The following is a 25,554-nucleotide window of genomic DNA, read 5'->3' as shown; positions in this document are numbered from 1 at the left end:
GGGTTTTTATTCTTCTGATGAACCCGACTTCCGGCTCAACACCCCGGAAAGGAAGGAAAGCATAGTGTGGGTTGCCGTTTTGACCGACACCGATCCCACATCCCGCATGGGATCCAGGCAAACAATATCCAATGCCTTGACTTTCGGTTCTTCCCCCAGCCGGAACATGGCCTCAAACAATTCCCGCGAATACAAACCGCCGGGATGGGATCCGGGGGAACCCGGCAGAAATGAAAGATCAAGCACATCCATATCCACGGTCACATAGATGGAATCCACCAATTCAGTCAATTTGGACAGAGCTTCTTCAAAGACCGCAGGAAATCCTTTTTTCCAGATTTGATGCATGGTATAAAAAGTGATTCCTTTTTCTTCTGCATATTGGCGGTAGATCCGGGAATTAGCAAAGCCGTGGATGCCGATTTGGACAATCTCTTTTCCTTCCAGTGTGCCGGATTCCAACAATCCGCGAACCGGCGTCCCGTTGCTCGGACCTCCGCTTTCCAAGCTCCGCACGTCAAAATGCGTGTCAAACTGGAGCAGACCGGTCTTGCCGGGCGGACGGGCTTTTTTCCATGCCTTGACCGACGGGCACGTGATGGAATGGTCCCCTCCGATGATCACCGGCAAAAAGAAGTCCTGTTTCTGTGTCTTTTCATAAACTTCTTCCATTCCTTTTTCAATGTAATGATGGCAAAGCGGGATATCCGTCACATGCATGCGGACATCGCCCAGATCCCGCACATTCAAGCGGGTTAAATCGGCATCATGATCCACATCATAGGTGGAAAAGCTTTTCCAGCTTTGCCGGACGGCCCACGGCGTTTCACTCGCTCCCGAAGCGCTGATGGAAGAACGGGACAAAGGGACTCCGATGACTCCGACATCCATGGTTTCTTTCCCGTTCCACGGCCGGATCCACTCACTCACTTTCGGATCATTGGGATCAGCCGTCTGAACACGGTGGACAAAGGGGGGCGGATTCAAATAACGAAAGTTCATCCTTCCTTCCTCCCTAAACAACCCATTTTCCTTTTTTCATCACTCGTTCCACGTCATTGGATCCGTAATGATACGTCAAATGCAGATAGTTGGGCACATCGAATACAACCAAATCCGCTTGCTTGCCGGGCTCCAGACTTCCGATCCGGTCCGCCCGGCCGATGGCATGAGCGGCATTGACGGTCACCGCTGTAATCACCTCTGCCGGGGTCATCTTCATGTGAAAACAAGCCAGATTCATCATCAAAAGCAAGGATTCGGTCGGGGAAGAGCCCGGATTGCAATCCGTCGACAAGGCCACCGGCACCCCGGCATCAATCATCTTTCGCCCGTCGGCAAAGGGGGCCATCAGGAAAAAGGCCGTTCCCGGAAGCAAGACCGCCACCACTTTCGCTTTGGCGAGTGCGCGGATTCCTTCATCGGACGCTTTCAGCAAATGGTCCGCGGAAATGGCACCGATGCGGGCAGCGAGTTCCGCCCCACCCGTCGGTTCGATTTCGTCCGCATGAATCTTCGGGATCAGGCCGGCCGCTTTGGCCGCCCGGAGGATCATTTCAGACTGTCCGACGGTAAACACGCCTCTTTCGCAAAAAACATCGCAAAATTCAGCCAAATGCTCCGAAACCACCCGCGGTATCATCTCGTCCGTGATGAGCCTGACATACGCATCCGGTTGTTGTTGGTACTCCTTCGGGATCGCATGCGCCCCCATAAAAGTGGATACGATCTCCACCGGATGCTCCTCATTCAATCGTTTGGCCACTCTGAGCTGTTTCAGTTCATGTTCCAGGGACAGCCCGTATCCGCTTTTCGCTTCAACGGTGGTCACCCCGTTCTTTAAAAACCGGTCCAGCCTCGCTTTGGCTTGCTCCGCCAATTCATCGGCACTCGCTGCCCGTGTTCTTTGGGTGGTTGACAAAATTCCGCCGCCGGCCTCCAAGATCTCCAAATAGGTTTTCCCGTTTAAGCGCATGTTCAGCTCATCTTCACGGGAACCGGCATACACCAAATGGGTGTGCGGATCAATGAGCCCCGGCATGATGACTTTTCCCGTCGCATCCCAATGGTTCACCTTTTCCCATGAACCCCATCGTTTCCGCGCTTCACTCTCCACTTCGTTGCGGGTCCCGACGGCAATGATCGTGTCTTTTTCAACAGCCACCGCCCCATCTTCGATGATGCCCAGATCATTCATTGCTTTCCCGGTTTTCGGGTGTTTGCCGGCCCCTTGCAACGTAAGCAATTGGTTTGCTCCGGTAATCAGCCACTTCTCCATTTCCCTCACTCCATCATCGGAATCTGAATCCCGTGCTTTTTCGCCGTTTCGACCGCCTTTTCATATCCGGCGTCCACATGGCGCACGATCCCCGTGCCCGGATCGGAGGTCAACACCCTTTCCAGGCGCCTCGCCGCCTCTTTGCTGCCGTCTGCCACCACCACCATGCCCGCGTGGATCGAATAACCCATCCCGACACCGCCACCATGATGGATGGACACCCAGCTTGCCCCGTTGACCGCATTGATCAATGCATTCAACAGCGGCCAATCTGCAATCGCATCACTGCCATCTTTCATTGCTTCGGTTTCACGATTGGGAGAGGCCACCGAACCGCAGTCCAAATGATCCCGTCCGATGACAACCGGCGCCTTCAGTTCGCCCGATGCCACCATTTCATTGATGATTCGTCCGAATCGCACTCTTTCGCCGTAACCCAGCCAACAAATACGGGCCGGCAAGCCTTGAAATTGCACCTTCTTGCGGGCCAAATCGATCCAGCGCACCAAAGAGGGCTGGTCTTTAAATTCCCGTTTGATCACTTCATCCGTTTTATAAATGTCTTCCGGATCGCCGGACAAGGCCACCCAGCGAAACGGACCTTTTCCTTCACAAAACAGCGGCCGGATAAAAGCCGGGATGAATCCGGGGATGGAAAACGCTTCTTTCACTCCTTCATCAAAAGCGGCCTGCCGGATGTTGTTTCCGTAATCAAAGGCAACCGCCCCCCGTTCTTTCATCGCCAACATCGCCTTGACGTGTCCGGCGATACTTGCCTTGGCTTTTCGGATATATTGCTTCGGATCGGTCTTGCGAAGCCGCTCGCATTCTTCCAAAGTCATCCCGGCAGGGTAATAACCGTTCAACGGATCATGAGCCGAGGTTTGGTCGGTCACCAAATCCGGAATAAACCCCCGTTTCACCATTTCAGGGAGACATTCGGCGGCATTTCCCACGAGTCCGATGGACAAGGGTTTGCCTTTTTGTTTGGCCGCTTCCGCCATGCGGATCGCTTCATCCAGACTGTCCGTTTCCCTGTCCAGATAACCCGTTTGGATTCTTCGCCGGATGCGGGAAGGATCGCATTCGACCGCAATGATCACCCCTTCGTTCATGGTGACGGCAAGCGGTTGCGCGCCTCCCATTCCGCCCAACCCGGCAGTGACCGTGACCGTGCCTTTCAAACTGCCTCCGAAGTGTTTCCTTGCGGCTTCGGCAAACGTTTCATACGTCCCTTGCAAAATCCCCTGGGTCCCGATGTAAATCCAGCTTCCTGCCGTCATTTGCCCGTACATGATCAAGCCTTTTTGTTCCAGGTCACGAAAGGTCTCCCAATCAGCCCAAGCCGGAACCAGATTGGAATTGGCCAGCAAGACCCGCGGCGCATCCGGATGCGACTTGAAAACCGCCACCGGCTTTCCGGATTGAATCAGTAACGTTTCGTCATTTTCCAACGCTTTCAGCGAGCGCAGGATCGCATTAAAACATTCCCAATTCCGGGCGGCTTTTCCCATTCCCCCGTACACCACCAGCTCTTCGGGACGCTCCGCCACCTCCGGATCCAAATTATTCATCAACATCCGGTAAGCGGCTTCTTGAACCCACCCCTTGGTTCTTAAATCCGTTCCCCGCGGAGCGCGGATCTCTTGCCTCTTTCCATTCACCACAGATGGCTCCTTTCGGAATTTTCCTTGTAAACGCAATATTATTTATATTTCACTTTCACCTTATCATGCTGGAAAACCAAGAGGCAAGCCATTCCGTTATTGAGTTAGCTCAGCACAGGAAACGGACGAAAATGCCCTCTTCCCCTTTTCTTTCATGTCCCCCGGATTTTTGCTATATTGATGAAGAATGCATTTCAAGGAGTGAGCATCCATTGAGTATGGAGATTTCCGATTTGGCGGCCGGGAAACTGCACTGGCTGCTTTACCAGGAGCAGCAGTCGGAAAACCATCCGTTGGGGGTGAAGATTGTTTCTCTCACTTCCGGGTGCAACAGCCCGGTTTATGCCCTCGAAATCACGGAAACGGATCCGGCCTGTGAACAAGAAAACATCAAAGGCATCCCGTTCATGTGGCAAGCCGGCGAAAAGGAATGGATCCAAGGCTTAAAGATCGATTATGATCCGGTCCGCAGAAAATTTTCTTTGACCCATCAACATCCGCCACGCATGCCCGACTGCCCGATTGCATGAAATAATAACAGAGACACAAAAAAACGGAGAGGGGAATCATGCTGACAAGCAAATGGTTTTGGTTCGGATGGCTGTCCGCCCTTTTTTTCTGCGGGGTTTTTGTCTTCGTTCACCTGTGGCAATGGGTTTCCCGTTTTGATCATAAAGATCCGCCGGAGGAACATGCACAAGTCGGAATCGTGTTGGGAGCGGCATTATGGAATCAACAGCCGAGCCCGGCCCTGAGGGAGCGTTTGGAGCTTGCTTTGCAATTGTACAGGCAAGGGAGAGTGGATTATCTCATTTTATCCGGGGGACTGGGCAACAACGGGATCACAGAAGCGGAAGGAATGAAAAACTACCTGGTGGAACGCGGGGTTTCCCCCGCCCATCTTCTTCTGGAAGACCGTTCTTCCAACACCAGGGAAAACCTGCTGTATTCTGCGCAAATCATCAAACGGACGGGGTTTGAGAAGATCACCGTCATCACCCATGACTATCACATGTTGCGGGCTTTGAATTATGCCCGGCAAGCCGGCCTGGAAGTGACAGCTTCGCCCGTTCATTCCAAGGTATTATTCCTTCCGTACCATAAAGCACGCGAATGTCTGGCCTTGATCAAGCAACAAGTGTTTAAACACTGAACGGACACAACGGAAGCCTTAATGGTCCTGATTTTCCATCTTGACCACTTCCTTTCTTAACACCGGGTCCGTCAGTTCGATCACGATCCGCTCCGGGACGGCATCCAAACGGGCATTTCCGTTTAAAAAGGCGATTACCTTTTTCACATCCCGTTTTAACCGGTCCAAGTTGATCCCCATCCACTCTTTCTCCGGATAAAGCGACAGCTTTTCCAAAGCACTGGTGAGCAATTTTAAAGCTCCGTTCCGGTTGTCGTTTTGCAAATGGTACAATCCGACAGCCACTTGGAGCAATCCTTGGTAAAACGGTTCCCTGCCCTCTTCGAGCCACAGCTCTTCCAACATATCGTGGCATACATAGTAGTCACAGACCGTGTTAAAATAATGAAAAAAGGCAATATATAAAGGGGAATAAGGCTCCACGGATTTTCACTCCTTTAAAAAACGGCAGAGAGGATGGAGCAAATTTGAATTCTGGCACGCCCAGCAAGGAAAATCTGGAACAAATTGTCGAAGAAATCAAAAGCAACCTGAGATTGGTCAATGCATCCATCATCAGACCGGAAGATTTCTGCTTGGATCAATATGATGAATTGTTGGAAATCCATCAACTGATCCGGAAAAAAGAAGGCCGGCTGACGATGATGGAAATCGAAGGGATACTGGAGGAGTTAAGGGAACTCCGGACAAACGCAAAATGAAGGCAGGGTTTTCCCCTGCCTTGTTTTTTATGTAAAAATTTTGGCCAATGGTTCGGGCAATGCAACCGATTTTCTTTTTTTCAGGTCGATCGTGACACTGGTCACTTCCGCATCCGCCACTTTCTCCCCTTGTTCATTATAAATTTCATGTTTGAGCACAAAACTGGTTCTTCCTTTCCGGACAGGCTCTGTGGATATCACCAGCTTTTGCCCCAACAACGCTTCCTTCCGATAGTTAATGTTTATGTTGACAGTCACTGTTCCCACTCCCATCTCCGTAAACACATCAAACGGGAGTCCCATTTTGTTGTACCAATCTTCACGGCTCCATTCCATATACTCTAAATATTTCGCATTATTCACATGCCCCATGACGTCGATTTCCGTCGGCCGCACTTCAATTTGAATGGAGGTTTTCATCTCTTTCTCCCCTTTTTGAGATCAAAATAGCGATTTTTTCTTTGTCTGAAAGGCATTTTTCTTGATATCGTCGATCATCTCCAAAATCTCCAGCCAATATTGGTGATCCTCGACCAACCCAAATTTCCGCGTAAGGTATTCATGATTCCAAACAAATGCACGTAACGTAAATGCGTTGATCACCACGGCCTGTCCCTGACAGGATTCATAAAAACTTTTGTACAGAATGGGTTTCATTTTCAAAAAAGCCGCCTCCATCAACTCATCCTGTGCGACTCCGTGTTGCCGGACATAAATGCCCGGCCGGATCTTTTTCCACTCTTGCAAGATCCGCTTGTTTAAAAAACTTTTCTGGTATTGGACAAACGCTTTTTGTTCCTCTTTCGTCACTTCCCCTTTGCTTCCCGCAATCTGATCCATGATGTGGAAAATGGTGTTTAATTGAGGGGGTGACAAGTTTTCCGGCTTTTGGTGCCTGACATAAATATTTTTGTGTTTGAGAGAAGGAATCAACTCACCCATTTTTACGGCAACAGTTCCGCGCCAACCATTGCAAACCTTCAGAAACAACTGAGCCCATCGATGATACCAATTCATCTGCTTCACCCTTAACCATGCATGAATTGCCAGACCAAAAAAGATTATTTTCAGAAATATTCCCTTCCCATTATAATACGAAAAGTCCCCAAGCAGTTTAAATCGCGATTATTTTTAAATTTCCGTCAAATCTCGCCAAAAAAGTGCCCCGTGAAAGATTCACGGGGCACCGGGTCCGAAAAGCTTACCGGTTCACCATATGGATGGCGTGGCCCAAGACGCCTTCGGCCGCTTCCATGATTGTTTCGGTCAAGGTCGGATGCGCATGAATCGTCAAAGAGAGATCTTCTGCGTTGGCACCCATTTCCACGGCAAAAACGGCTTCTCCGATTAATGTGGAGGCTTCCGGACCAACAATTTGAACGCCCAAAACCTGTTTGGTTTCGGAGTCGGCGACGATTTTGACGAAACCGTCAGCCTGATTCATCGACAAAGCGCGTCCGTTTGCCTGGAAGGCAAAGCGGCTGACCACCGGATCATAGCCTTGTTCTTTGGCTTCTTCTTCCGTCAGGCCGGTGTAAGCAATTTCCGGATCGGAGAAGACAACAAACGGCATGGCTTGATAGTCAATGACGCTGTTCATTCCAGCAATGGCTTCCGCAGCCACTTTTCCTTCGTAGCTGGCTTTGTGGGCCAACAGTGCACCTCCGGCGCAATCTCCGATGGCATAGATGTGATCCACATTGGTGCGGCATTGATTGTCGATTTTAATAAAGCCGCGTTCATCCAGTTCCACTTGAGCGTATTCCAATCCCAATTCGTCGGTGTTCGGTTTCCGACCGACCGCAACCAGGCAATAGTCTGCGGTAAATGTTTTTTCTTCCCCGCCGACCGTGGCTTTGATTTCCACTTCTTCGCCTTTGTTTTCGCCACCTTGAACCATGGCTTCCGTCATAACGTTGACGCCCAGTTGTTTCAAGCGGCGCATCACCATTTTTGTCAATGCCGGATCGCTTCCGGGGAGAATGGATTTGGCTCCTTCCAAAATGGTGACTTCTGCACCCAGTTTCGCATAAGCGGTACCCAATTCCAGACCAATGTAACCGCCGCCCACAACCACCAAGCGTCCGGGAACTTCTTGCAATTGCAGCGCTTCGGTGGAGGAAAGGATCCGTTTTCCGTCAAACCGGAGAATCGGAAGTTCAGCCGGACGGGATCCCGTTGCAATAATCACATCGTTAAATTTATAAGTCTGGCTGGAATCGTCCGTCACAACCCGGACCGAATCGGTGCCGTTAAAGTATGCTTCTCCGCTGATGATCTCCACTTTGTTTCCTTGCAACAGCGATTTCACACCGCCGGTCAACTTTTTCACAACGCCGTCTTTCCATTTCATGAGTTCCGGCATGTTCACATTGACATCCCCTGAAACTTCGATCCCCATCTGATCCGCTTCTTTGATGGACAAGAAACGTTCAGAAGCGGTGATCAAAGCTTTAGACGGAATACAACCACGGTTCAAGCACACGCCGCCCAAAGCATCTTTATCGACAATGGTCACTTTGCGTCCCAGTTGTGCGGCACGAATGGCTGCCACATATCCACCCGGACCGGCTCCGATCACCAGAACATCGACTTCTTGTGCAAGATCTCCCACTACCATATCAGCTCATCTCCATCATTAAGAGTTTTGGATTTTCCATCAACTGTTTGAACCGACGCATAAATTGTGCAGCCAAATCGCCATCCACCAGACGATGGTCAAAGCTCAAAGATGCAAACATTTGCGGGCGGATGACAATCTCTCCGTCACGAACCACCGGTTTTTCCTGGATGGTTCCGACGCCCAGGATGGCCACCTCCGGATAGTTGATGATCGGGGTGAAGAATTGAGCCCCGTATCCGCCGAGGTTGGAAATGGTAAAGGTGCTGCCTTTCAATTCGCTGGGATCCAGTTTCATTTCACGTGCTTTGGTTGCTTTTTCGGTGATTTCCTGAGCGAGTTCGAAAAGCGATTTGCGATCGGCATCTTCAATGACCGGCACCATCAAACCATGGTCGGTCGCGGTGGCCAGACCGATGTTATAGTATTTTTTGATGACAATCTCTTCTCTTTCTTCATCGATGGACGCATTCAGTTCCGGGAACTCACGCAATGCAGCGATGGCCGCTTTGATCATGAACGGCAGGTAGGTCAATTTGATTCCGCGTTCTTGCGCCACTTCTTTTCCCCACTTGCGGATGGCCATCAATTCCGTTGCATCGATTTCGTCCATCAAGGTGACATGAGGAGCGGTATGTTTGCTTTCCACCATGCGTTTGGCGATGGTGCGACGGATGCCGCGCAGCGGAATGCGTTCTTCGTCCCCTCTGGTTTCCACCGGTGTTTTTGGCTCCACGGTTTTCCCTTGAACCGGTTGCGTTTCCGGTTGGGCTGCCGCTTCAGCTTGCCCGCCTTCTGCAAACCGTCTGACGTCTTCGGCCAAAATCCGGCCATGTTTTCCGGTTCCGGTTACCTGGGTGATGTCGACTCCCAACTCACGCGCCAATTTGCGGACAGACGGCATCGCCGATACATTCCGTTTGTTGCCGGCTTGCTCCGGAGCCGCTTTTTTCTCTTCCTTGGCTTCCTGAGCCGGTGCTGCCGTCTCTTCAGCCGCGTCTTCTTCTGCCACCTCTGCTTCTTCGAAATCTCCTTCTGCATCGATGATGGCAATCACCGAGTCGACGAGCACCACATCCCCTTCTTTGACTTTGATCTCTTTGATCGTCCCCGATACCGGAGAGGGGATTTCCACAACGGCTTTATCAGTTTGCACTTCGGCAAAAATGTCAAATTCCTGGATGGTGTCTCCTTCTTTGGCGTGCAGTGTCACGATTTCGCCTTCATGAATTCCTTCGCCCACATCCGGCAGTTTAAATTGATATGTTGCCACGAAAATAGCCTCCTTTTCTGTTTTCATGTTTAAGAAAGGACGCGGTGATGTCGAAACCACCGCATCCATCGGTATGTGTCTTTCCGGCACACTTTTTTACAATCAGAAGTCGAGTACTTCGGTAATTCCTTCCACCACGCGTTTGACATCCGGAATCCACTGGTCTTCGATCATCGGGAATGCGATGACGGTATCCGGAGGAGCAATCCGTTTGACCGGTGCTTCCAGTTTCAAGATGGCATGTTCATTGATTTGAGCAATCACTTCTGCCGCAATTCCGGAAGATCTTTGAGCTTCCTGTACCACCACGGCACGTCCCGTTTTTTCCACCGATTGGATGATGGTTTCGGTATCCAGCGGGCTGAGCGTGCGAAGATCGATCACTTCCACTTTGGTTCCGCGTTCTTTTTCCAGTTGCTCTGCCGCTTTCAAGGATGTATGAACCATGGCACCGTACGTGATCACCGTGACATCGGAACCTTCCCGAACCACGTTGGCTTTACCGATCGGAACGGTGTATTCCCCTTCCGGAACGTCTGCTTTTTGCGAGAAGTAAAGTTTCAAGTGTTCCAGGAAGAATACCGGGTCATTGTCCCGAATGGCCGAAATCATCAATCCTTTGGCATCATACGGATTGGAAGGCATAACCACTTTCAACCCTGGTGTTTGGGTGAGCAATCCTTCCAACGGATCCCCGTGAAGTTCCGGCGGTTTTACTCCTCCGCCAAGCGGTGCGCGGAACACGATCGGGGCATGAAAACGGCCGCCGGTCCGGTAACGCAAGCGGGGAGCTTGTACACAAATCGAATCCATGGCTTCAAAGATAAAACCGATAAATTGGATTTCAGCAACCGGACGGAATCCTTGGCTGGCAAGACCGACTGCCAAACCGCCGATTCCGGATTCGGCAAGCGGTGTATCAAAGACGCGATCTTCCCCGAATTCTTTTTGCAATCCGTCACTGACACGGAACACACCGCCGTTTTTCCCCACGTCTTCCCCAAACAAGAGTACGTTCGGGTCCCGTTTTAACTCGACACGAAGTGCATCATTAATTGCTTTTACCATTGTCATTTGTGGCATGGCTTATTTCCCCTCCTTTGTATATTCCGCTTTTTGTCTTTCAAGGTTCGGAGGCGTGACTTCAAACATGGAGTCAATCAAACCAGAAATGGTCATTTTCTCATATTTATCCGCTTTTTTAATTTCTTCGGAAACGGTTTGTTTTGCTTCCTCAATCACTTGGTTTTCGTCTTTTTCCGTCCACAGTCCTTTAGATTGCAAGTATTTGCGGAAACGAACCAACGGCTCGATTTTTTCATATTGTCCCGGTTCATCTTCCGGACGGTAACGGGACGGATCGTCACCGGACATGGAGTGCGCTCCGAGACGGTAGTTGATGGCCTCGATCAAGGTCGGTCCTTCACCGTTGCGGGCACGGTCGGCGGCATCTTTCACCACACGGTACACGGCCAGGACGTCCATTCCGTCCACTTGCACGCTGCGAATACCGGCAGCGACCCCTTTTTGTGCGACGGATTTTGCCGCTGTTTGTTTGCGGAACGGTGTGGAGATTGCATAACCGTTATTTTGCACGACAAAAATGGCGGGCAATTGATAAGCGCCGGCAAAGTTCATTGCTTCATAGAAATCCCCTTGGGAACTTCCTCCGTCACCGGTGAAGGTGATGGCAACGCGTTTTTCCCCGCGGCGTTTAAACGCCATGGCCACACCGGATGTTTGCACATATTGCGCCCCGATAATGATTTGGGGAACCAGGACGTGCACATCTTCCGGAATTTCCCCGCCGTGCTGATGGCCGCGGGACCACAGGAACCCTTGGTACATCGGATAGCCATGCCAGTAAATTTGCGGGATATCCCGGTAACCCGGCAAAATAAAATCATCTTTATTCAAAGCGTATTCGCTTCCAATCATCGTGGCTTCCTGCCCGGAAACCGGCGCGTAGAACCCCAGGCGTCCTTGGCGGGCGAGGCTGACCGCACGCTGATCCCATGTACGGGTAAAGACCATTCTTCTCATTAATTCTCTCAACTGTTCATCGCTTAACTCCGGCATGTGTTCTTCATTGATCACTTCCCCTTCCGGAGAAAGGATGGCAAACGGCTCTAACGGTTTCAGGCTGACTTCCGCTTTGCCAAAGACGGCAGCTTGTTTTGTTTTTGCCATGATTCATTCACCTCTTTGAATTAGTCTCAAAAAACCAATCAGTGAAAGCGTTTCACTGTTACACCCATTTTTTTATTCTGTTTTATAACAACAAAAATAATCAAGGGAAAGCAATTGATTTTATTAACTTTTTTGCTTTGAAACAAATGGCCTTTCCTCAATAATACAACTCACAGCAAATTTGTCAATCGCTCAAGAGCATCATTTTGTACTTTCCTTATCTTACCCATCCACAAACACGCTCCATGCATGTTCCCGGATGCATTTCATGTTCATCAAAAAACAATTGATGATATTAAATATTCAAGAAATAAATCCCTTTATAATTAAATTAAAAAATGGTACATTCTATAGAAAGGTTTTTGATTCTCTGAATAATAATCCATTAAATTTTTAAACGAAGAGGTGACGTTTCATGTGCGCTTTTTTGGAAGCGGACCCGCCCATCAGCCAAACCTCTTGACTCAGAACAGAAATCACAGCAATTCATCTCAGACCGTCAGATATACATACAAAAACAACACCAAAAGGCCTGGAAATTTGTCCAGGCCTTTCAGTGTTCCGAAAATTGCGGCATGACATTTTCCCATTTGACCGGTTCCGAAAAACGAATCTCCCCGGTCCGCTCTGCTTCCGGTATCCATGCATGCCTTTTATGAAGTGACACTTCTATTTTACTAATCCGCAAATGATCCACTTGCTTCACCCGAAACAACAAATGGGAAAAGGCGACTTGGTCTCCGACTTCAGGCGCTTTCTCCAACCGGGAGAAAAGCCATCCGCCGATGGTGTCATTGTGATCGTCCTGAATATGACAATGAAAAACCTGATTCACCTCGTCGATCAACCATCCCGGATCGATCTCCATCTTGATTGAACCGGACAGCGGTTGCCTTTCTTCAGGCAACGGACGGGGAATCTCTTTCAGCATCATATTCATGATGTCTTCCATCGTGACCAGTCCGGAGGTTCCACCAAATTCGTCGATGACCACCGCCAGTCTGATGTTTTCCTGCCGAAAAAGGCGAAGCATGGCTTTGAGCTCCATCGTCTCGGGCACAAACATCGCCGGACGAACCAAATCCCTGACGGAAAAGTCATCGCCTTCCCTCATCTTTTCAAACACGTCTTTGATGTGGATCACGCCGAGAATCTCATCTTTGTCTTTCCCGCAATAAGGAAACCACATGTGGCTTGACTGCCGGATCGTCTGAAACATCTCCTGTTTCGATTGCCCTTTATACAGGCAGACCATTTCCACCCGGGGAACCATCACTTCCCTCACGACACGGTCAACCAATGCAAAGACATTATCCACCAGAGCAAAAGCGGTTTGATCAATCACCCCGTGTTGATAGCTTTGCTCCAGCGATTGCCGGATCTCTTTTTCCGATGGAACCCTTTGCTCGCCTGCATCCATTCCCAGTTTCCGCGAGAGGAAAACGGTCAATTGCCGCAAAATTTGGACAACCGGACGAAATACATGGTAACAGCCAAGCACCCAAGGCGTCAAAAAGCACATTAAATTTTCCGGTTTGGAAAGAGCAAAAAGCTTCGGAAAGATCTCGCCAAAAACCGCATGCAACAATGTCAACAACAAAAAAACCAAGAAAAAAGCAATGATCTGAACGGCTCCGTCTGACAGGCCGAAACGGTTCAGCCCGGATTCCATCCATTGAAACAAAAAAGATCCGCCCATCCATCCCAAACCGAGAGAGGATACCGTCATCCCGAGTTGCGCGGCAGAAACATATTGGTGGATATCCAACCTTTTCAACGACATTTCCAGCCTCTTCTTTGCCGGCGTATGACGCACCATAAGCTCTGCTGCAACAAAAACGGAATTAAACAGCACCAATAAAAGAACGACTCCAAGCACCCACCAACTGTCAGGATCTTCCAATTGTCAATGCCCCCTAAAGCGTTCTCGTTCTTATTATAGCAAAAAAACTCTTTATGAGACCGTATTCCGGCCCACAAAGAGTTTTCCCCCTCTATACCACCGCTTCAATGCCGGCCCAGGTTTGAATCGCGTAGGCCACCCCGTGTTCATCATTGGTGCGTGTGACATAACGGCAGGCTTTTTTCACTTCTTCCTCCGCATTTCCCATCGCCACACTGACGCCGGCCCGTTTCATCATGGAAAGATCATTGAATTGATCGCCCAGGACCATGACTCGTTCCATCGGAATCCCATGCAGCCGGGCGAAAAACTCCACTGCGATCCCTTTTTGCGCTTCGGGATGATTGATTTCGATATTTTGCCCGTTCGAGCTGGTCACACAAACCCCGGCAACCGATTTTGCTTTTTCGCGCGCTTCGGCCAGTTTTTCTTCCATCAACGAAAAAGCCAGGACTTTAAAGACGGGGGATTTCGCTTCCTCCATCACATCTTCATAATACCGGTCGCAAATTTCCGTCGTGCGAAATTGTTTTTTGGCCAAATCCCGAATCCAGTCCTGAACCTTCGAACGATCGATTTGAAGCCGGTCCAGCTCTCCTTTTAGATTTTGAAATCCGTCGCGATTGCAGTAAATCCCGCCGGAGGTGTACAGCTCATGATAAATCCCCGCTGCCCGGAAGGCTTCATGCAGCTTCCGGACTTGATTTACATCCAGAGAAATCTCCCGGAGAATCATCCCTTTTTCCGACCGGATGCAAGCGCCGTTCAAATGGATCAAAGGCAATCGGAGGCCGGCTTCCTCGAGAACCGTGACGGCGCCTTGGTACGAACGCCCGGTTGCAATGACCACCAAAATCCCTTTTTCCCGGGCCAAACGCAACGCCTTTTGATTTTCCGGACTGATCTTCCCTTCGTGATTCAATAATGTTCCATCCATATCTGTTGCAATCATTTGAACCATGTTCCCCACTCCTTCCCGATGCTGACAAATCATTTCTTACCCCAACCAACCATCCCTTAACCATCCTGAACCAAATCATGTATAATGGTCAATGGAATTTGACAGCAGACAAAACACAAGGATGATACCATGAAAAACAATAAATGCAAAACCCCTTCCCGTTGGGGAGAAAAACGATATCACACATGGAATCACCATTTGCGCCGGGTTTTTGGGCAAAAAGTGTTTAAGGTGGCGTTGGACGGCGGATTTACTTGTCCCAACCGGGACGGAACCGTGGCCGTCGGCGGATGCACGTTTTGCAGTGCACGCGGCTCCGGGGATTTTGCCGGAAACCGGCGTGATAATTTATTAAAACAATTTCACGAAGTCAAAACGCGGATGCATCAAAAATGGCCGGAAGCCAAATACCTTGGCTATTTTCAAGCTTTCACCAACACCTATGCCCCCGTGGAAACATTGAAAAATATGTATGAAATCATTTTGGAACAACCGGGCGTTGTCGGCTTAAACATCGCAACACGGCCGGACTGCCTGCCGGATGATGTGGTGGAGTATCTGAAAGAACTCAACGAACGGTCTTATTTGTGGGTGGAGTTGGGATTGCAAACCATCCATGATGAAACGGCCAAAAGGATCAACCGCGGACATGACTTCGCCTGTTTTCTGGAGGCCGTGGATAAACTGAGGAAACACGGAATCCGTGTCTGTGCCCATATCATTCACGGCCTGCCGGGCGAAACCGAAGAAATGATGCTGGAAACCGTCAAAGCTTGCGCTGACATGGATATCCAAGGGATCAAAATCCATTTGCTGCATGTATTAAAAAACACGCCGATGGCGAAGCAATATGAAGCCGGGCTCATCCGGTTTTTGGAAAAAGATCAATATATAAGTTTGATCGCCGATTCCTTGGAACTTCTCCCACCCGACATCGTCATTCACCGGTTGACGGGCGACGGGCCCCCGGACTTATTGATCGGCCCGATGTGGAGCACCAACAAATGGAGCGTGCTCAATGCCATTGACGCCGAATTGAAAAAGCGCAACGCATGGCAGGGAAAAAAAGCCAAACCGCGCAAGCCGCTGACGCCTTCCACATCCATGTCAGGAGGAAAAGCATGATTCTTCCATCCATCTTGCAAAGTGCCCACCAATGGGCGTCCGAAGCATTAACTCCCGGCGGGACGGCCATCGATGCCACAACGGGAAACGGCCATGACACCTTGTTTTTGGCCAGGCAAGTCGGACCGGACGGACAAGTCTTCGGCTTTGACATTCAAGAACAAGCCATCCAAAAGACCCACCGGCGTCTCTTGGCGGAAAATGCACATCGTCAAGTCACATTGTTCCAAAAAAGCCATGATCAAATGCACGAAGTGTTGCCGGAAAAACTCTTGGGAAAGGTCCAAGTCGTGATGTTTAATCTGGGCTATCTCCCGCACGGGGACAAAACGATCATCACCCGTCCCGACACCACCGTCCGAGCCATGCAACAGGCCCTCCAATTTTTAACATCCGGCGGACTGCTGATTGCAGCTCTGTACACCGGCCATCCGGGCGGACAAGAAGAAGCCGGTCACGTCATTGAGTGGGCTTCCGGCTTGTCCCCCCGTTCTTTTCAAGTCATGTGGCAACAGATGATCAACCGGGACCGGTCCCCTTCATTGCTGATGATCGAAAAACGGTCATAAAAAGACGGATCCCCGCTCCGGCGATCCGTCTTTTTATAATAAAAACATCTTCCCGGCTTCCTGGAAGATGTTTGATTGCTGATTTATGAAACATTATCGGTTTTTTCTTTGCTTGGCTGCAAGGGCACTCAGTCGTTCTTCGCTGCTTTTCATCCATTTCTTCATCATGTCTTCGAAGTCCGTCGAACTTCTTCGACCGGACCGTCCTCCTCTTCGATCACGCGGACGATCCGCCTGGAGCGCTTTTATTGACAAGGAGATTTTTCCTGAAGGATCAATAGAAAGCACTTTCGCTTTAACTTTTGCACCTACTTGCAACTCATCTTCAACTTTTTCCACATATTTTGTCGAGATTTGAGAAATGTGAACCAAACCCGTTTCTCCGGATTCCAGTTTGACAAATGCGCCGAACGGTTTGGTGGTAACCACTTCCCCTTCTACGACGGCCCCTTCCTTTAACACGCTCATTATAACACTCCCGAAGTGTAATTAATTCTGTACAAAAGTACCATTTATTTTCGTAAAAGTCAATGGGTAAAAATGTCTTCGCACCCGATGATGCGCTTGTTTTATTTATCTCCTTGTCTCCACAGATCCAAACCTTTGCCTTTAAAATATACACAAAACCATGGCAAAATATGCACTTGATTTCCCACCTGTTTCTTAGTTTAATATTTTTCTTATAAGGGAATTTGAAAGGATATGTGATTGTATAATCCCTTTCTGATTCTGTTGGACAGACCTGAGGCGGGGATGAAGCGGCAACATCCTCCATGAAAAACCCGTGCCGCGCAAACTTTATTGTTGGGAGGCTACTTTTGTGCATCATTCGGTGAATGACGTGAAAATCATTGAGGAAAAGGCAAAGAAAGATCAGGCGGAAGAAAGAAAAGCGATCCGGGTGGTTCGGGAAGCAACCAAAACCCATTTGAAAAACGAAAACAATCATCATTCAAAATAAACCATTCCCAGCCGAATCCTTCTCAAAAAAGGAGAACCCCTGTACCGGGTTCTTCTTTTTTTGTTCCTTACCAAAAAAATAAATGATCCTATTCACCTTATCCGGATAATTATGTTATACTAATCGGTGATTTAATATATCACAATCGATTCGGAATCTCATTAAAAGGTGGATGTAAATATGAGCATGGTTATCCCGACGAAAAATGAACCTTCTCTTCACCTCGGGGGAAAATTGCACATCAACCTCCCTGTCAGCCAATTGGTGGAACACGCCATCTTGAGAAAAGAAGCCGTTTTGACAGAATCCGGCGCCATTTGCGCAACCACAGGGGCTTTTACCGGACGTTCACCCAAAGACAAATTCATCGTTCAGGAACCTTCCGTCGATGGACACATCGACTGGGGAAGCGTCAATCAACCCATGGAACCGGAGAAGTTTGAACGTTTATTAAAACGGTTACAAACCTATCTGGCAGAAAAAGAACTCTACATTTTTGACGGTTTTGCCGGCGCAGACCCCGCTTACCGCCTTGCGATCCGGGTCATCAATGAGTATGCCTGGCAAAACCTGTTCGTACATCAGCTTTTTATTCGCCCTTCAAAAGAAGAACTGGAAACGCACGAGCCGGAATTCACCGTGGTTTGTGCCCCGGACTTCAAAGCCGATCCGAAATCGGACGGAACCCGGTCCGAAACGGTGATTGCCGTCAGCTTTGAGCACAAAATGGTGATCATTGCCGGAACCCGTTATGCAGGGGAAATGAAAAAATCCATATTCAGTGTCATGAATTACTTGCTGCCGGAACATGGTGTGCTGCCGATGCATTGCTCTGCAAACATCGGTAAGGAAGGAGACGTGGCCCTCTTTTTCGGACTGTCGGGAACCGGAAAAACAACGTTGTCCGCAGACCCTGAACGCTCGTTGATCGGAGATGACGAGCACGGCTGGTCCGACCAAGGGGTGTTTAACATGGAAGGCGGTTGCTACGCCAAATGCATCGGCCTTACCGAAGAAAAAGAGCCGCAAATCTACCGTGCCATCCGCTTTGGCTCCGTTCTGGAAAATGTCGTGGTGGATCAAGACGGGGTTCCCGATTACGAGGACGCTTCGTTAACCGAAAACACACGCGCCGCTTATCCCATTCATCATATTTCTGGATCAGTCATTCCGGGGATCGCCGGACACCCGAAAGTCATTCTCTTTTTAACGGCGGATGCTTTTGGAGTATTGCCCCCGATTTCCAAGTTGACGCCGGAGCAAGCCATGTATCATTTCTTGTCCGGCTATACGAGCAAGCTGGCCGGAACCGAGCGGGGAGTCACGGAGCCGGAAGCCACTTTTTCCACATGTTTCGGCGCTCCGTTCCTGCCCCGCCCAGCATCGGTTTACGCGGAAATGTTGGGCGAAAAAATTGACAAACACCAAGTCGATGTTTACTTGGTCAACACCGGCTGGACCGGCGGGCCTTATGGAACCGGCAAACGCATGGATTTGAAATATACGCGCGCCATGGTCCGTGCCGCCATTTCCGGGGAACTGAAAAAAGCGGATTATGAAACGGATCCCATTTTTGGTTTGTCCATGCCCAAAACCTGCCCGAACGTCCCGGATGAAATATTGAATCCGCGCAACACTTGGGACGATCCAAAAGCTTATGACGAAAAAGCACGGGAATTGTCCCGTCGGTTCCACACCCATTTCGCGAAATTTAAAAATATCAAGGATAAAATTCGTAACGCCGGCCCCCGGCTCTGAACTTTTCTTTTAAAAACAGCTCTTATTTTTCAAGAGCTGTTTTTTTATTAACAAAAACGCTTATTTTATATTTTTTGACATCCTGTTATCTGTTGAAATCAATGTAATCTATTGGTATGATCAGCAAAGGTGAAGCTTGGACGAAAGAAAGGAAGCTCAGTCATGTCAACAAAACCTGTCATTATCGGTGTTGCAGGAGGAACCGGTTCAGGCAAAACGACCATTGCCAAAAAACTGGTGGAACAGTTTTCGGAATCCGTGGTTTATCTGGAACAAGATTCTTATTATAAAGATCAATCCCATTTGCCTTTTGAAGAACGCATCAAAACCAATTACGACCATCCTTTGGCCTTTGACAACGATTTGTTGTATCAACATCTCCTTCAGCTGAAAACCTACCAACCGGTTCAAAAACCCGTTTATGATTATGCACGGCACACCCGGGCAAAAGAATCCGTACATCTCGAGCCCAAAGATGTCATCATCTTGGAAGGCATTTTGATTTTGGAAGATGAACGTTTGCGCAATCTGATGGATATCAAAATTTTTGTTGACACGGATGCGGATGTCCGGATTTTAAGAAGAATTGACCGCGACATCAAAGAAAGAGGAAGAGATCTGGATTCGGTGATCAACCAGTATCTGACCGTTGTGCGTCCGATGCACATGCAATTCATCGAACCGAGCAAACGTTATGCCGACATCATCATTCCTGAAGGAGGGCACAATCAGGTGGCCATCAATCTTTTGCTCAATCAAATCCGGACTTATTTGCAAAAAGCTCCTTCCTTTTCCAATAAAAAAGCCTAGATCGCATTCACGACCTAGGCTGGATTTCTTATTTGCTTTCTTCTTTCTGCTCTTCGAGCTCTTTCAGCTGATCGCTTAACACGTGGAGACGATGCTTCAATTCTTCGCCCCACTCTTTATCATTTAATACTTTTGATACTCTCAACAAGTCAAGTGAATGATCAATTTGTTCGCGCAAGATGGGTTCAAAGTCTTCAGACTCTTGAAAACTTACGCCATATTCTTTCCATTCAGCGATCATTTCGGGGGTAATGGTATCTCGGAGGGTGACTTCTCTTACGCGATCTTCCCGAGCGTACTCCACCACTAGCTCGAACTCTTCTCTCACCGATGGATGAACTTGAACGTCATGGCAAACCGGACAGTACATCAGTGGCACCTTATGAACCATGACGGACTCTGAACGATACGATCCGATAAATCCGATGGTTGATGCGCCACAACAATAACTCATCTGCGATCCCCCCTGTCCCACTCATGATCGGCGACATATCCTGGTGCGATTCGGTTTTATAAAGGATAAGGCGTCTTTTATATATTTTATCACAAATCACTATTATCCAAACATATTTATACAAAGAAAAAACATGACAATTTTTTCTGTTCACCGAAAATCTTCACTTTTAAAAATCTCCTGATCCGGGGAAGGGGCCGCCCGGGCCGCCGGAAAGCACAAAAATATCCTCCTGTAAAAAATCTCTTTTTCACCGAGATTTTCCTTCAGGAGGACAAATCAGGCCGTGACGGCACATTAAGAATCAGTCTTCTTCACTGACCATCGCTTCATATTGGCTTGCATCCAACAATTTCTCCAGTTCGGAGGGATCGGACATTTCCAACACGATCATCCAACCGTCTCCATAAGGGGATTCATTCACATTTTCCGGCGAATCTTCCAGTCCGCTGTTAACCTCAAGAACTTTTCCGCTGACCGGAGCATAAAGTTCCGAAACCGTTTTCACGGATTCGACACTGCCAAACGATTCTTCGGCAGCCAGTTCCTGTCCTGCCTCAGGCAATTCCACAAAAACAATGTCTCCTAACTGGTCTTGGGCAAAGTCCGTAATCCCGATGCGAACTTTGTTGTCTTCCAAAGTTTCCACCCATTCATGTTCTTTGGAATACCGCAGTTCTTTTGGCACGTTCATTGTTCGATTCCCTCCGTTATTGAATTTCTCCCGACATCCGTTCCAGCGGGCGCTTTAACATGGACAATGCCTTGGCGCCGGCGAAACGGTGTCTTAATTGACCTTTGGCATCGAATAAGTAAAATGCCGGTACATACTCATTCTCAAAGGCATCCACAACAGCATGCTTGTTATCGATCCCTTGAGGATGTTTCAATTCATATTTTACGATAGTTTCTTTCACCGCGTCTACATCTGTATCTTTTTCCGAACGCGGGACATGAATACCTATAAATTCCACATGCGGATGTTCTTCCCGCAGTTTGTTCAATTCTTTAAACCCCATCTTGCACAACTCGCAACTGACGGACCAGAAATGAACCAGCACGGGTTGTCCCGTGAGCTCGTCGTTTGAAACCTCTTGATTCACCCATTCCGTGACGCCGCCGATGTCCGGCAATGCCGTCCGCAACCGCAGAACCATGTGCCATTCCTCCCGTTCCGTATGAATAAAGGCCCGACACATTGTCAGGCCTTCCGGCTTGCTTGCCCGTAAACTTTTTTAAGACCGAATGAAGCATTACAGCCATTTTTCTTTGAACTCTTCTTCTTTAAAACCAACCGTGACCTGGTTCCCGTCGGTAATGACCGGGCGCTTGATCAGCATCCCGTCCGATGCCAAAAGATCCAACTGCTCTTCTTCACTCATCTCTTTCAGCTTTTTGGACAATCCAAGTTCACGGTATTTCTTGCCGCTGGTATTGAAAAACTTTTTGACGGGCAGTCCGCTTTTGGAAACAAACTGTGCCAATTCATCCCGGGAAGGAGGGTTTTCGACGATGTTTTGCTCGGTGAAACGCACGCCGTGTTCCTCCAAAAATTTCTTGGCCTTACTGCACGTCCCGCATTTCGGATACCAGTACATTTTCAGTGCCAATTTCAGCCCTCCTTATGTGGACATCATTATTTCTTATTCTATCCTGAATAAAATTATTTGAACACTTGGCCGCCTCTTTTATATTCCACATCCGCCACATTTTCCCTCACATTGGCCACCCTTGCCGCGACAAAGAAAAAGTCGGACAAACGGTTTAAGTAGCGGCGGACTTCCTCATTGGTCTCTTGTTCACGGCACAATGTCACCACCATGCGTTCAGCACGGCGCGCCAGCACGCGGCAAATGTGCAAAGCGGCGGCTCCCCGGGTTCCACCCGGCAAAATAAACCGTTTTAACGCCGGGCACTCTTCCTCATAATGATCAATCCAGTTTTCAAGGCGACGGACCATCTCCGCATTCACCTTATATTGCCGCTTTTCCCCCGCCTGTGCCAGGTCGGCTCCGGCATCAAACAATTCATGTTGAATTTCGGTCAAATGCCGGATCAGATCGGAAAACTTTTCGTCATCCAACCGGGTGATGGCATCACCGACAAACGCATTCAGCTCATCGACGGTTCCATAGGCTTCCACGCGGATGTCATCTTTATCCACACGTCCGCCGATCACATTGGTTTTTCCTTCATCTCCCTTACGGGTGTAAATTTTCATGATATCTCCTCCTGATCAACACCCCTGGCGGATGTTAAAAGAATTTGCGGAACATGGAGGGTCGGATGATCAATGACAACCGGCTTGACACCATATACTTCTTCAACGAGGCCGGGCTCGATCACCTCCCACGCCGTTCCGGTTCTTACCAGCTTTCCGTCTTTCAGCACCAGCAGTGCATCGCAATATTGGGCGGCCAGGTTTAAATCATGCAGGACCACAATCACTGTCAATCCGTACGTCTTTTGCCAGTTTTTCAGCCGGTCCAGCACCGCAAGTTGATAATGAATGTCCAAATAAGTGGTTGGTTCATCCAATATCAGCAACCGGGGCTCCTGCGACATCACCCGGGCGATGGATACCCGTTGCCGTTCCCCTCCGCTCAATTCAGAAACCGGACGGTGTCTGACCGGGTAAACCTGCGTTTCCCGCATGATCCGGTCCACCACCCGCCGGTCTTCCCCGGTCTGTCCGAAAAAGCGGCGGCGGTAGGGATAACGTCCCATCAAAACAACTTCTTCAGCCGTGAATGAAAGATCCGAAACCTGTTCCTGCGTCAATACCGCCCATTTTTTGGCTCTTTCTTTGAGCGGATACGATTCAAGCGGTTTATCATCCAACCAAACCTTGCCGGCATCGGGAGCATCCTCCCCGGTGAGAAGGCGCAGCAATGTGCTCTTTCCGCTTCCGTTCGGACCGATGATGCCCAACATTTCTCCTGGTTTGACTTGAAAAGAAATCTCTTTCAACACCCAGCGTTGCCCCATCTTTTTCGCCAGTCCGGCCGCTTTTAACATCGTTTGTCTCCTTTCATCCCTGACTTCTCTGATGTCTGCGCAAAATGCCCGCGAAAAAAGGAGCCCCCACAAAGGCTGTCACCACACCAATCGGGAGTTCCCGGGGTGCCAGCACAATCCGGGACAACCCGTCGGCCCAAATGAGAAAGGAAGCCCCGAACAGCGCCGACAAGGGAAGCAAATACCGATGATCCGCCCCCGTCAACATGCGCATGATGTGGGGGACCACCAATCCGACAAAGCCAATCATTCCCGAAACGGAAACAGCCGCACTGGTCATCAGGGAAACAATGATCAATAAAAATATCCGCATTTTTTCCACATGAATACCCAGATGGTGAGCCGATCTTTCTCCCAACACCATCAAATTCAGCTCCCGTGAAAACCGCCAGCAAACGAGAAAGCCGATGAGAAAAAATGGCAACAGCAAACCGATGTGTTGCCACCCGCGAAAAGCAAAACTGCCCATCAGCCAAAACTGAATCCGCTGCATTTCCTCCGGGGAAGTCGAAATGGCCAAAGTCAACACCGCACTGAAAAACGCTTGGACCACCACGCCGGCCAGAATTAATGAACTCGCCTGCGATGCTCTCCGTCCTCTCCCAAGCTGAAGCACCAACAAAAGTGCCAGACAAGCGCCCAGAAAAGCAAAAAGAGGAAGCATCCAACCGGACCGGTCCCCCCAGCCGGTGATGATAACCAAAGCCGCTCCGACAGCCGCACCGGAGGACACCCCCAGGATATACGGGTCCGCCAAATGATTTTTGAGCAATCCCTGATAAATCACTCCGGCCGTCGCCAGACAAGCTCCGACCAAACCCACCAACAACACCCGGGGAAGCCGCAACTCCCAAATAATAGCGGCATCGGCTTCATCCATGTTCAACCCGTCCGCCAAACCGGTATGTTGCAAAATAACTTTCCACACCGTCCAAAATCCGACATCCGTGCTTCCAAGAAAAACCCCCAGGGAAACGGAGAGAATCAGGGCAACCAACAACCCTCCTCCCCACAACCACTTCCTTCTTCCGATCGTCATCGGGCACTCTCACCAAACCTGTCAGGATACAATGTTTCAGCCAATTGTTTGACCCCTTCGTAAACGCGCGGCCCGGGACGGCTCAACAAATCCGGATCCAGTGCGTAGACCCGGCCTTCCTGAATGGCACGGATGGATTGCCAGCCTGCCCTTTTCTTAATTTCTTCGATATTGCCATGCAACGAAACAATCACATCCGGATTCCATTTCACCACTTGTTCCGGAGAAACTTTGGGCCATCCTTTCAGCCCTTGCGCCACATTTTTTCCGCCGGCCAATTGGAACAATTCATTCATAAAGGTGTCTCCCCCGACCGTATACAAGTTGTCGTCCAATTCAATCCACACTTTCACCCGTTTTTCTTCCGGAACTTGAGCCACCTTGGCATAAACCGTCCGCAATTGTTTTTCCATTTTGGCAACCAATTGATCCGCCTCTTTTAGATGATTGGTTGCCTGCGACAAGATGACAATGGCCTCATAAATCTCTTTGGTGCTTTGGGGATCGGCCACCAACACGGGAATCCCCATTTTTTTCAATTGATCCAGAACTTCTTTTTCATTTCCGGAACTTGCCACAACCAGATCCGGCTTTAAAGCCACCACTTGTTCCGCATTGATTTGGAATGCACTGACTTTGGGCAAATTTTTGACTTCCTCCGGATAATCATCCTGATCGGTTACTCCGACCACTTGCTTTCCTGCTCCCAGTGCGAATAAAAGCTCCGTGTTGCTCGGCATCAGGGATACGATACGCTGTGGCTCTTTTTCAATCTGAACCAGATTGCCCGTCTGATCTTTTACGGTCAGCGGATAATGGACGCTTCTGTCTTGCATCGGCCCGTATTGCACGGCTGAATCATCCAGGTTTTGCGGGGAACAACCGGCAATTCCGCCGATCAAGACCAGAAGTGCGATCCCCAGGAAAAGAACTTTCCACTTGAATCGTTTCATGTTTGAACTCCTCTCTGTGGCCAATAAAAAAACCCGTGCTGACGGGGCACAGGAGTTACATGCATGCAAAACACCAGCCCGGCATGAGACACACAACGGGCCAAGTGCATACGTCTCTCCT

Annotated in this window: 29 protein-coding genes; 8 read left to right on the top strand and 21 right to left on the bottom strand. The window is 49.3% G+C overall.

The window, feature by feature from the left end; genetic code table 11:
- Window positions 1-6 precede the first annotated feature (6 nt).
- Genes NYE37_RS03345 through hutU form a run of 3 tightly spaced genes read right to left on the bottom strand, consistent with a single transcriptional unit; the run spans window position 7 to window position 3,942 of the window.
- Window positions 7-1,002 carry an agmatinase family protein gene (locus NYE37_RS03345; protein ID WP_037992948.1) on the bottom strand — a complete coding sequence of 332 codons (996 nt, stop codon included), beginning with the start codon at window positions 1,000-1,002 and terminating at the stop codon, window positions 7-9.
- A 13-nt stretch (window positions 1,003-1,015) separates the two neighbouring features.
- Complete coding sequence (hutI, locus tag NYE37_RS03340) at window positions 1,016-2,278, bottom strand: imidazolonepropionase (RefSeq protein WP_037992949.1); 1,263 nt, start codon at window positions 2,276-2,278, stop codon at window positions 1,016-1,018.
- Between the two features lie 5 nt (window positions 2,279-2,283).
- Window positions 2,284-3,942 carry a urocanate hydratase gene (gene hutU, locus NYE37_RS03335; protein WP_049720538.1) on the bottom strand — a complete coding sequence of 553 codons (1,659 nt, stop codon included), beginning with the start codon at window positions 3,940-3,942 and terminating at the stop codon, window positions 2,284-2,286.
- Between the two features lie 215 nt (window positions 3,943-4,157).
- Here hutU and NYE37_RS03330 point away from each other — a divergent pair, with 215 nt between their 5' ends.
- Entirely contained in the window at window positions 4,158-4,475 is a 318-nt protein-coding gene (locus NYE37_RS03330; protein ID WP_062843295.1) for a hypothetical protein, read from the top strand.
- 38 nt (window positions 4,476-4,513) lie between these two features.
- The gene (locus tag NYE37_RS03325) at window positions 4,514-5,098 is read left to right on the top strand and encodes a YdcF family protein (RefSeq protein WP_049720539.1); all 585 of its coding nucleotides are present in this window, start codon (window positions 4,514-4,516) and stop codon (window positions 5,096-5,098) included.
- An 18-nt stretch (window positions 5,099-5,116) separates the two neighbouring features.
- On the opposite strand, the gene NYE37_RS03320 is transcribed toward NYE37_RS03325, so the two are convergent.
- Window positions 5,117-5,521, bottom strand: coding sequence for a DUF309 domain-containing protein (locus NYE37_RS03320; RefSeq protein ID WP_049720540.1), 405 nt, complete (start codon window positions 5,519-5,521; stop codon window positions 5,117-5,119).
- A 44-nt stretch (window positions 5,522-5,565) separates the two neighbouring features.
- Between NYE37_RS03320 and NYE37_RS03315 the strand changes: the two genes are divergently transcribed.
- A complete protein-coding gene (locus tag NYE37_RS03315) occupies window positions 5,566-5,799 on the top strand; it encodes a DUF1128 domain-containing protein (protein ID WP_037992954.1) in 234 nt (77 codons plus the stop codon).
- Between the two features lie 27 nt (window positions 5,800-5,826).
- Here the strand turns inward: NYE37_RS03315 and NYE37_RS03310 are convergent, their stop codons facing one another.
- From NYE37_RS03310 to NYE37_RS03275, 8 genes are all read right to left on the bottom strand, one after another.
- On the bottom strand, window positions 5,827-6,219 hold the full coding sequence (locus NYE37_RS03310) for an acyl-CoA thioesterase (RefSeq protein WP_037992957.1): 393 nt from the start codon (window positions 6,217-6,219) through the stop codon (window positions 5,827-5,829).
- Window positions 6,220-6,240: 21 nt separating this feature from the next.
- A complete protein-coding gene (locus tag NYE37_RS03305) occupies window positions 6,241-6,816 on the bottom strand; it encodes a hypothetical protein (protein ID WP_037992958.1) in 576 nt (191 codons plus the stop codon).
- A gap of 184 nt (window positions 6,817-7,000) precedes the next feature.
- On the bottom strand, window positions 7,001-8,419 hold the full coding sequence (lpdA, locus tag NYE37_RS03300) for a dihydrolipoyl dehydrogenase (RefSeq protein WP_037992959.1): 1,419 nt from the start codon (window positions 8,417-8,419) through the stop codon (window positions 7,001-7,003).
- Between the two features lies 1 nt (window position 8,420).
- Window positions 8,421-9,692, bottom strand: coding sequence for a dihydrolipoamide acetyltransferase family protein (locus NYE37_RS03295; RefSeq protein ID WP_340711770.1), 1,272 nt, complete (start codon window positions 9,690-9,692; stop codon window positions 8,421-8,423).
- A gap of 102 nt (window positions 9,693-9,794) precedes the next feature.
- Window positions 9,795-10,775, bottom strand: a complete 981-nt coding sequence (locus NYE37_RS03290) for an alpha-ketoacid dehydrogenase subunit beta (protein WP_037992963.1) — start codon at window positions 10,773-10,775, stop codon at window positions 9,795-9,797.
- A gap of 3 nt (window positions 10,776-10,778) precedes the next feature.
- Complete coding sequence (gene pdhA, locus NYE37_RS03285; RefSeq protein WP_340711769.1) at window positions 10,779-11,882, bottom strand: pyruvate dehydrogenase (acetyl-transferring) E1 component subunit alpha; 1,104 nt, start codon at window positions 11,880-11,882, stop codon at window positions 10,779-10,781.
- 553 nt (window positions 11,883-12,435) lie between these two features.
- A complete protein-coding gene (locus tag NYE37_RS03280) occupies window positions 12,436-13,785 on the bottom strand; it encodes a hemolysin family protein (protein WP_037992966.1) in 1,350 nt (449 codons plus the stop codon).
- A 91-nt stretch (window positions 13,786-13,876) separates the two neighbouring features.
- Window positions 13,877-14,746, bottom strand: a complete 870-nt coding sequence (locus NYE37_RS03275; protein ID WP_037992968.1) for a Cof-type HAD-IIB family hydrolase — start codon at window positions 14,744-14,746, stop codon at window positions 13,877-13,879.
- 129 nt (window positions 14,747-14,875) lie between these two features.
- Here NYE37_RS03275 and NYE37_RS03270 point away from each other — a divergent pair, with 129 nt between their 5' ends.
- Entirely contained in the window at window positions 14,876-15,871 is a 996-nt protein-coding gene (locus tag NYE37_RS03270; RefSeq protein WP_049720542.1) for a TIGR01212 family radical SAM protein, read from the top strand.
- A complete protein-coding gene (locus NYE37_RS03265) occupies window positions 15,868-16,440 on the top strand; it encodes a tRNA (mnm(5)s(2)U34)-methyltransferase (protein WP_037992970.1) in 573 nt (190 codons plus the stop codon). The genes NYE37_RS03270 and NYE37_RS03265 overlap by 4 nt, the downstream gene beginning before the upstream one ends.
- 93 nt (window positions 16,441-16,533) lie before the next feature.
- Here NYE37_RS03265 and NYE37_RS03260 read toward each other — a convergent pair whose 3' ends face one another.
- A complete protein-coding gene (locus NYE37_RS03260) occupies window positions 16,534-16,908 on the bottom strand; it encodes a S1 RNA-binding domain-containing protein (RefSeq protein ID WP_037992972.1) in 375 nt (124 codons plus the stop codon).
- Window positions 16,909-17,260: 352 nt separating this feature from the next.
- Between NYE37_RS03260 and NYE37_RS03255 the strand changes: the two genes are divergently transcribed.
- From NYE37_RS03255 to udk, 3 genes are all read left to right on the top strand, one after another.
- A complete protein-coding gene (locus NYE37_RS03255; RefSeq protein ID WP_156097692.1) occupies window positions 17,261-17,401 on the top strand; it encodes a hypothetical protein in 141 nt (46 codons plus the stop codon).
- A 180-nt stretch (window positions 17,402-17,581) separates the two neighbouring features.
- Complete coding sequence (gene pckA, locus NYE37_RS03250; protein WP_037992975.1) at window positions 17,582-19,159, top strand: phosphoenolpyruvate carboxykinase (ATP); 1,578 nt, start codon at window positions 17,582-17,584, stop codon at window positions 19,157-19,159.
- Window positions 19,160-19,288: 129 nt separating this feature from the next.
- Window positions 19,289-19,969, top strand: a complete 681-nt coding sequence (udk, locus tag NYE37_RS03245; RefSeq protein ID WP_329605873.1) for a uridine kinase — start codon at window positions 19,289-19,291, stop codon at window positions 19,967-19,969.
- Between the two features lie 28 nt (window positions 19,970-19,997).
- Here the strand turns inward: udk and NYE37_RS03240 are convergent, their stop codons facing one another.
- The 8 genes from NYE37_RS03240 to NYE37_RS03205 all read right to left on the bottom strand — a co-directional run bounded on the left by NYE37_RS03240 (window position 19,998) and on the right by NYE37_RS03205 (window position 25,433).
- Window positions 19,998-20,423 (bottom strand): hypothetical protein, encoded by a 426-nt coding sequence (locus NYE37_RS03240; RefSeq protein ID WP_037992978.1) that lies wholly within the window; start codon window positions 20,421-20,423, stop codon window positions 19,998-20,000.
- A 304-nt stretch (window positions 20,424-20,727) separates the two neighbouring features.
- Window positions 20,728-21,117, bottom strand: a complete 390-nt coding sequence (gene gcvH / locus NYE37_RS03235) for a glycine cleavage system protein GcvH (RefSeq protein ID WP_049720543.1) — start codon at window positions 21,115-21,117, stop codon at window positions 20,728-20,730.
- 16 nt (window positions 21,118-21,133) lie between these two features.
- Complete coding sequence (locus NYE37_RS03230; RefSeq protein WP_231564551.1) at window positions 21,134-21,580, bottom strand: TlpA family protein disulfide reductase; 447 nt, start codon at window positions 21,578-21,580, stop codon at window positions 21,134-21,136.
- Between the two features lie 96 nt (window positions 21,581-21,676).
- Entirely contained in the window at window positions 21,677-22,033 is a 357-nt protein-coding gene (locus NYE37_RS03225) for an arsenate reductase family protein (protein ID WP_049720544.1), read from the bottom strand.
- Window positions 22,034-22,086: 53 nt separating this feature from the next.
- Window positions 22,087-22,644 carry a cob(I)yrinic acid a,c-diamide adenosyltransferase gene (locus NYE37_RS03220; protein ID WP_049720545.1) on the bottom strand — a complete coding sequence of 186 codons (558 nt, stop codon included), beginning with the start codon at window positions 22,642-22,644 and terminating at the stop codon, window positions 22,087-22,089.
- Complete coding sequence (locus tag NYE37_RS03215; RefSeq protein WP_037992984.1) at window positions 22,641-23,441, bottom strand: heme ABC transporter ATP-binding protein; 801 nt, start codon at window positions 23,439-23,441, stop codon at window positions 22,641-22,643. Before NYE37_RS03215 ends, NYE37_RS03220 begins: the two co-directional genes overlap by 4 nt.
- 13 nt (window positions 23,442-23,454) lie before the next feature.
- Window positions 23,455-24,480 (bottom strand): FecCD family ABC transporter permease, encoded by a 1,026-nt coding sequence (locus NYE37_RS03210; RefSeq protein WP_052186589.1) that lies wholly within the window; start codon window positions 24,478-24,480, stop codon window positions 23,455-23,457.
- Window positions 24,477-25,433: an ABC transporter substrate-binding protein gene (locus tag NYE37_RS03205; RefSeq protein WP_037992985.1), complete on the bottom strand. Its 957-nt coding sequence runs from the start codon at window positions 25,431-25,433 to the stop codon at window positions 24,477-24,479. Before NYE37_RS03205 ends, NYE37_RS03210 begins: the two co-directional genes overlap by 4 nt.
- Window positions 25,434-25,554: the final 121 nt, after the last annotated feature.

It is taken from the genome of Thermoactinomyces sp. FSL K6-2592 (assembly GCF_038006465.1).
Lineage (GTDB): Bacteria > Bacillota > Bacilli > Thermoactinomycetales > Thermoactinomycetaceae > Thermoactinomyces > Thermoactinomyces vulgaris.
The sequence above is the reverse complement of the archived record's forward strand: the minus strand, read 5'-3'. Positions and strand labels throughout refer to the sequence as shown.

What these genes read in the sequence shown, in the direction of transcription:
- pdhA (WP_340711769.1), bottom strand. Translation starts at nt 11,882, where the DNA reads ATGGCAAAAACAAAACAAGCTGCCGTCTTTGGCAAAGCGGAAGTCAGC.
- pckA (WP_037992975.1), top strand. Translation starts at nt 17,582, where the DNA reads ATGAGCATGGTTATCCCGACGAAAAATGAACCTTCTCTTCACCTCGGG.
- NYE37_RS03260 (WP_037992972.1), bottom strand. Translation starts at nt 16,908, where the DNA reads ATGAGCGTGTTAAAGGAAGGGGCCGTCGTAGAAGGGGAAGTGGTTACC.
- NYE37_RS03210 (WP_052186589.1), bottom strand. Translation starts at nt 24,480, where the DNA reads ATGACGATCGGAAGAAGGAAGTGGTTGTGGGGAGGAGGGTTGTTGGTT.
- NYE37_RS03205 (WP_037992985.1), bottom strand. Translation starts at nt 25,433, where the DNA reads ATGAAACGATTCAAGTGGAAAGTTCTTTTCCTGGGGATCGCACTTCTG.
- NYE37_RS03220 (WP_049720545.1), bottom strand. Translation starts at nt 22,644, where the DNA reads ATGAAAATTTACACCCGTAAGGGAGATGAAGGAAAAACCAATGTGATC.
- NYE37_RS03215 (WP_037992984.1), bottom strand. Translation starts at nt 23,441, where the DNA reads ATGTTAAAAGCGGCCGGACTGGCGAAAAAGATGGGGCAACGCTGGGTG.
- NYE37_RS03310 (WP_037992957.1), bottom strand. Translation starts at nt 6,219, where the DNA reads ATGAAAACCTCCATTCAAATTGAAGTGCGGCCGACGGAAATCGACGTC.
- NYE37_RS03325 (WP_049720539.1), top strand. Translation starts at nt 4,514, where the DNA reads ATGCTGACAAGCAAATGGTTTTGGTTCGGATGGCTGTCCGCCCTTTTT.
- NYE37_RS03275 (WP_037992968.1), bottom strand. Translation starts at nt 14,746, where the DNA reads ATGGTTCAAATGATTGCAACAGATATGGATGGAACATTATTGAATCAC.
- NYE37_RS03240 (WP_037992978.1), bottom strand. Translation starts at nt 20,423, where the DNA reads ATGAGTTATTGTTGTGGCGCATCAACCATCGGATTTATCGGATCGTAT.
- NYE37_RS03305 (WP_037992958.1), bottom strand. Translation starts at nt 6,816, where the DNA reads ATGAATTGGTATCATCGATGGGCTCAGTTGTTTCTGAAGGTTTGCAAT.
- NYE37_RS03290 (WP_037992963.1), bottom strand. Translation starts at nt 10,775, where the DNA reads ATGCCACAAATGACAATGGTAAAAGCAATTAATGATGCACTTCGTGTC.
- NYE37_RS03270 (WP_049720542.1), top strand. Translation starts at nt 14,876, where the DNA reads ATGAAAAACAATAAATGCAAAACCCCTTCCCGTTGGGGAGAAAAACGA.
- NYE37_RS03265 (WP_037992970.1), top strand. Translation starts at nt 15,868, where the DNA reads ATGATTCTTCCATCCATCTTGCAAAGTGCCCACCAATGGGCGTCCGAA.
- gcvH (WP_049720543.1), bottom strand. Translation starts at nt 21,117, where the DNA reads ATGAACGTGCCAAAAGAACTGCGGTATTCCAAAGAACATGAATGGGTG.
- NYE37_RS03230 (WP_231564551.1), bottom strand. Translation starts at nt 21,580, where the DNA reads ATGGTTCTGCGGTTGCGGACGGCATTGCCGGACATCGGCGGCGTCACG.
- NYE37_RS03345 (WP_037992948.1), bottom strand. Translation starts at nt 1,002, where the DNA reads ATGAACTTTCGTTATTTGAATCCGCCCCCCTTTGTCCACCGTGTTCAG.
- hutI (WP_037992949.1), bottom strand. Translation starts at nt 2,278, where the DNA reads ATGGAGAAGTGGCTGATTACCGGAGCAAACCAATTGCTTACGTTGCAA.
- lpdA (WP_037992959.1), bottom strand. Translation starts at nt 8,419, where the DNA reads ATGGTAGTGGGAGATCTTGCACAAGAAGTCGATGTTCTGGTGATCGGA.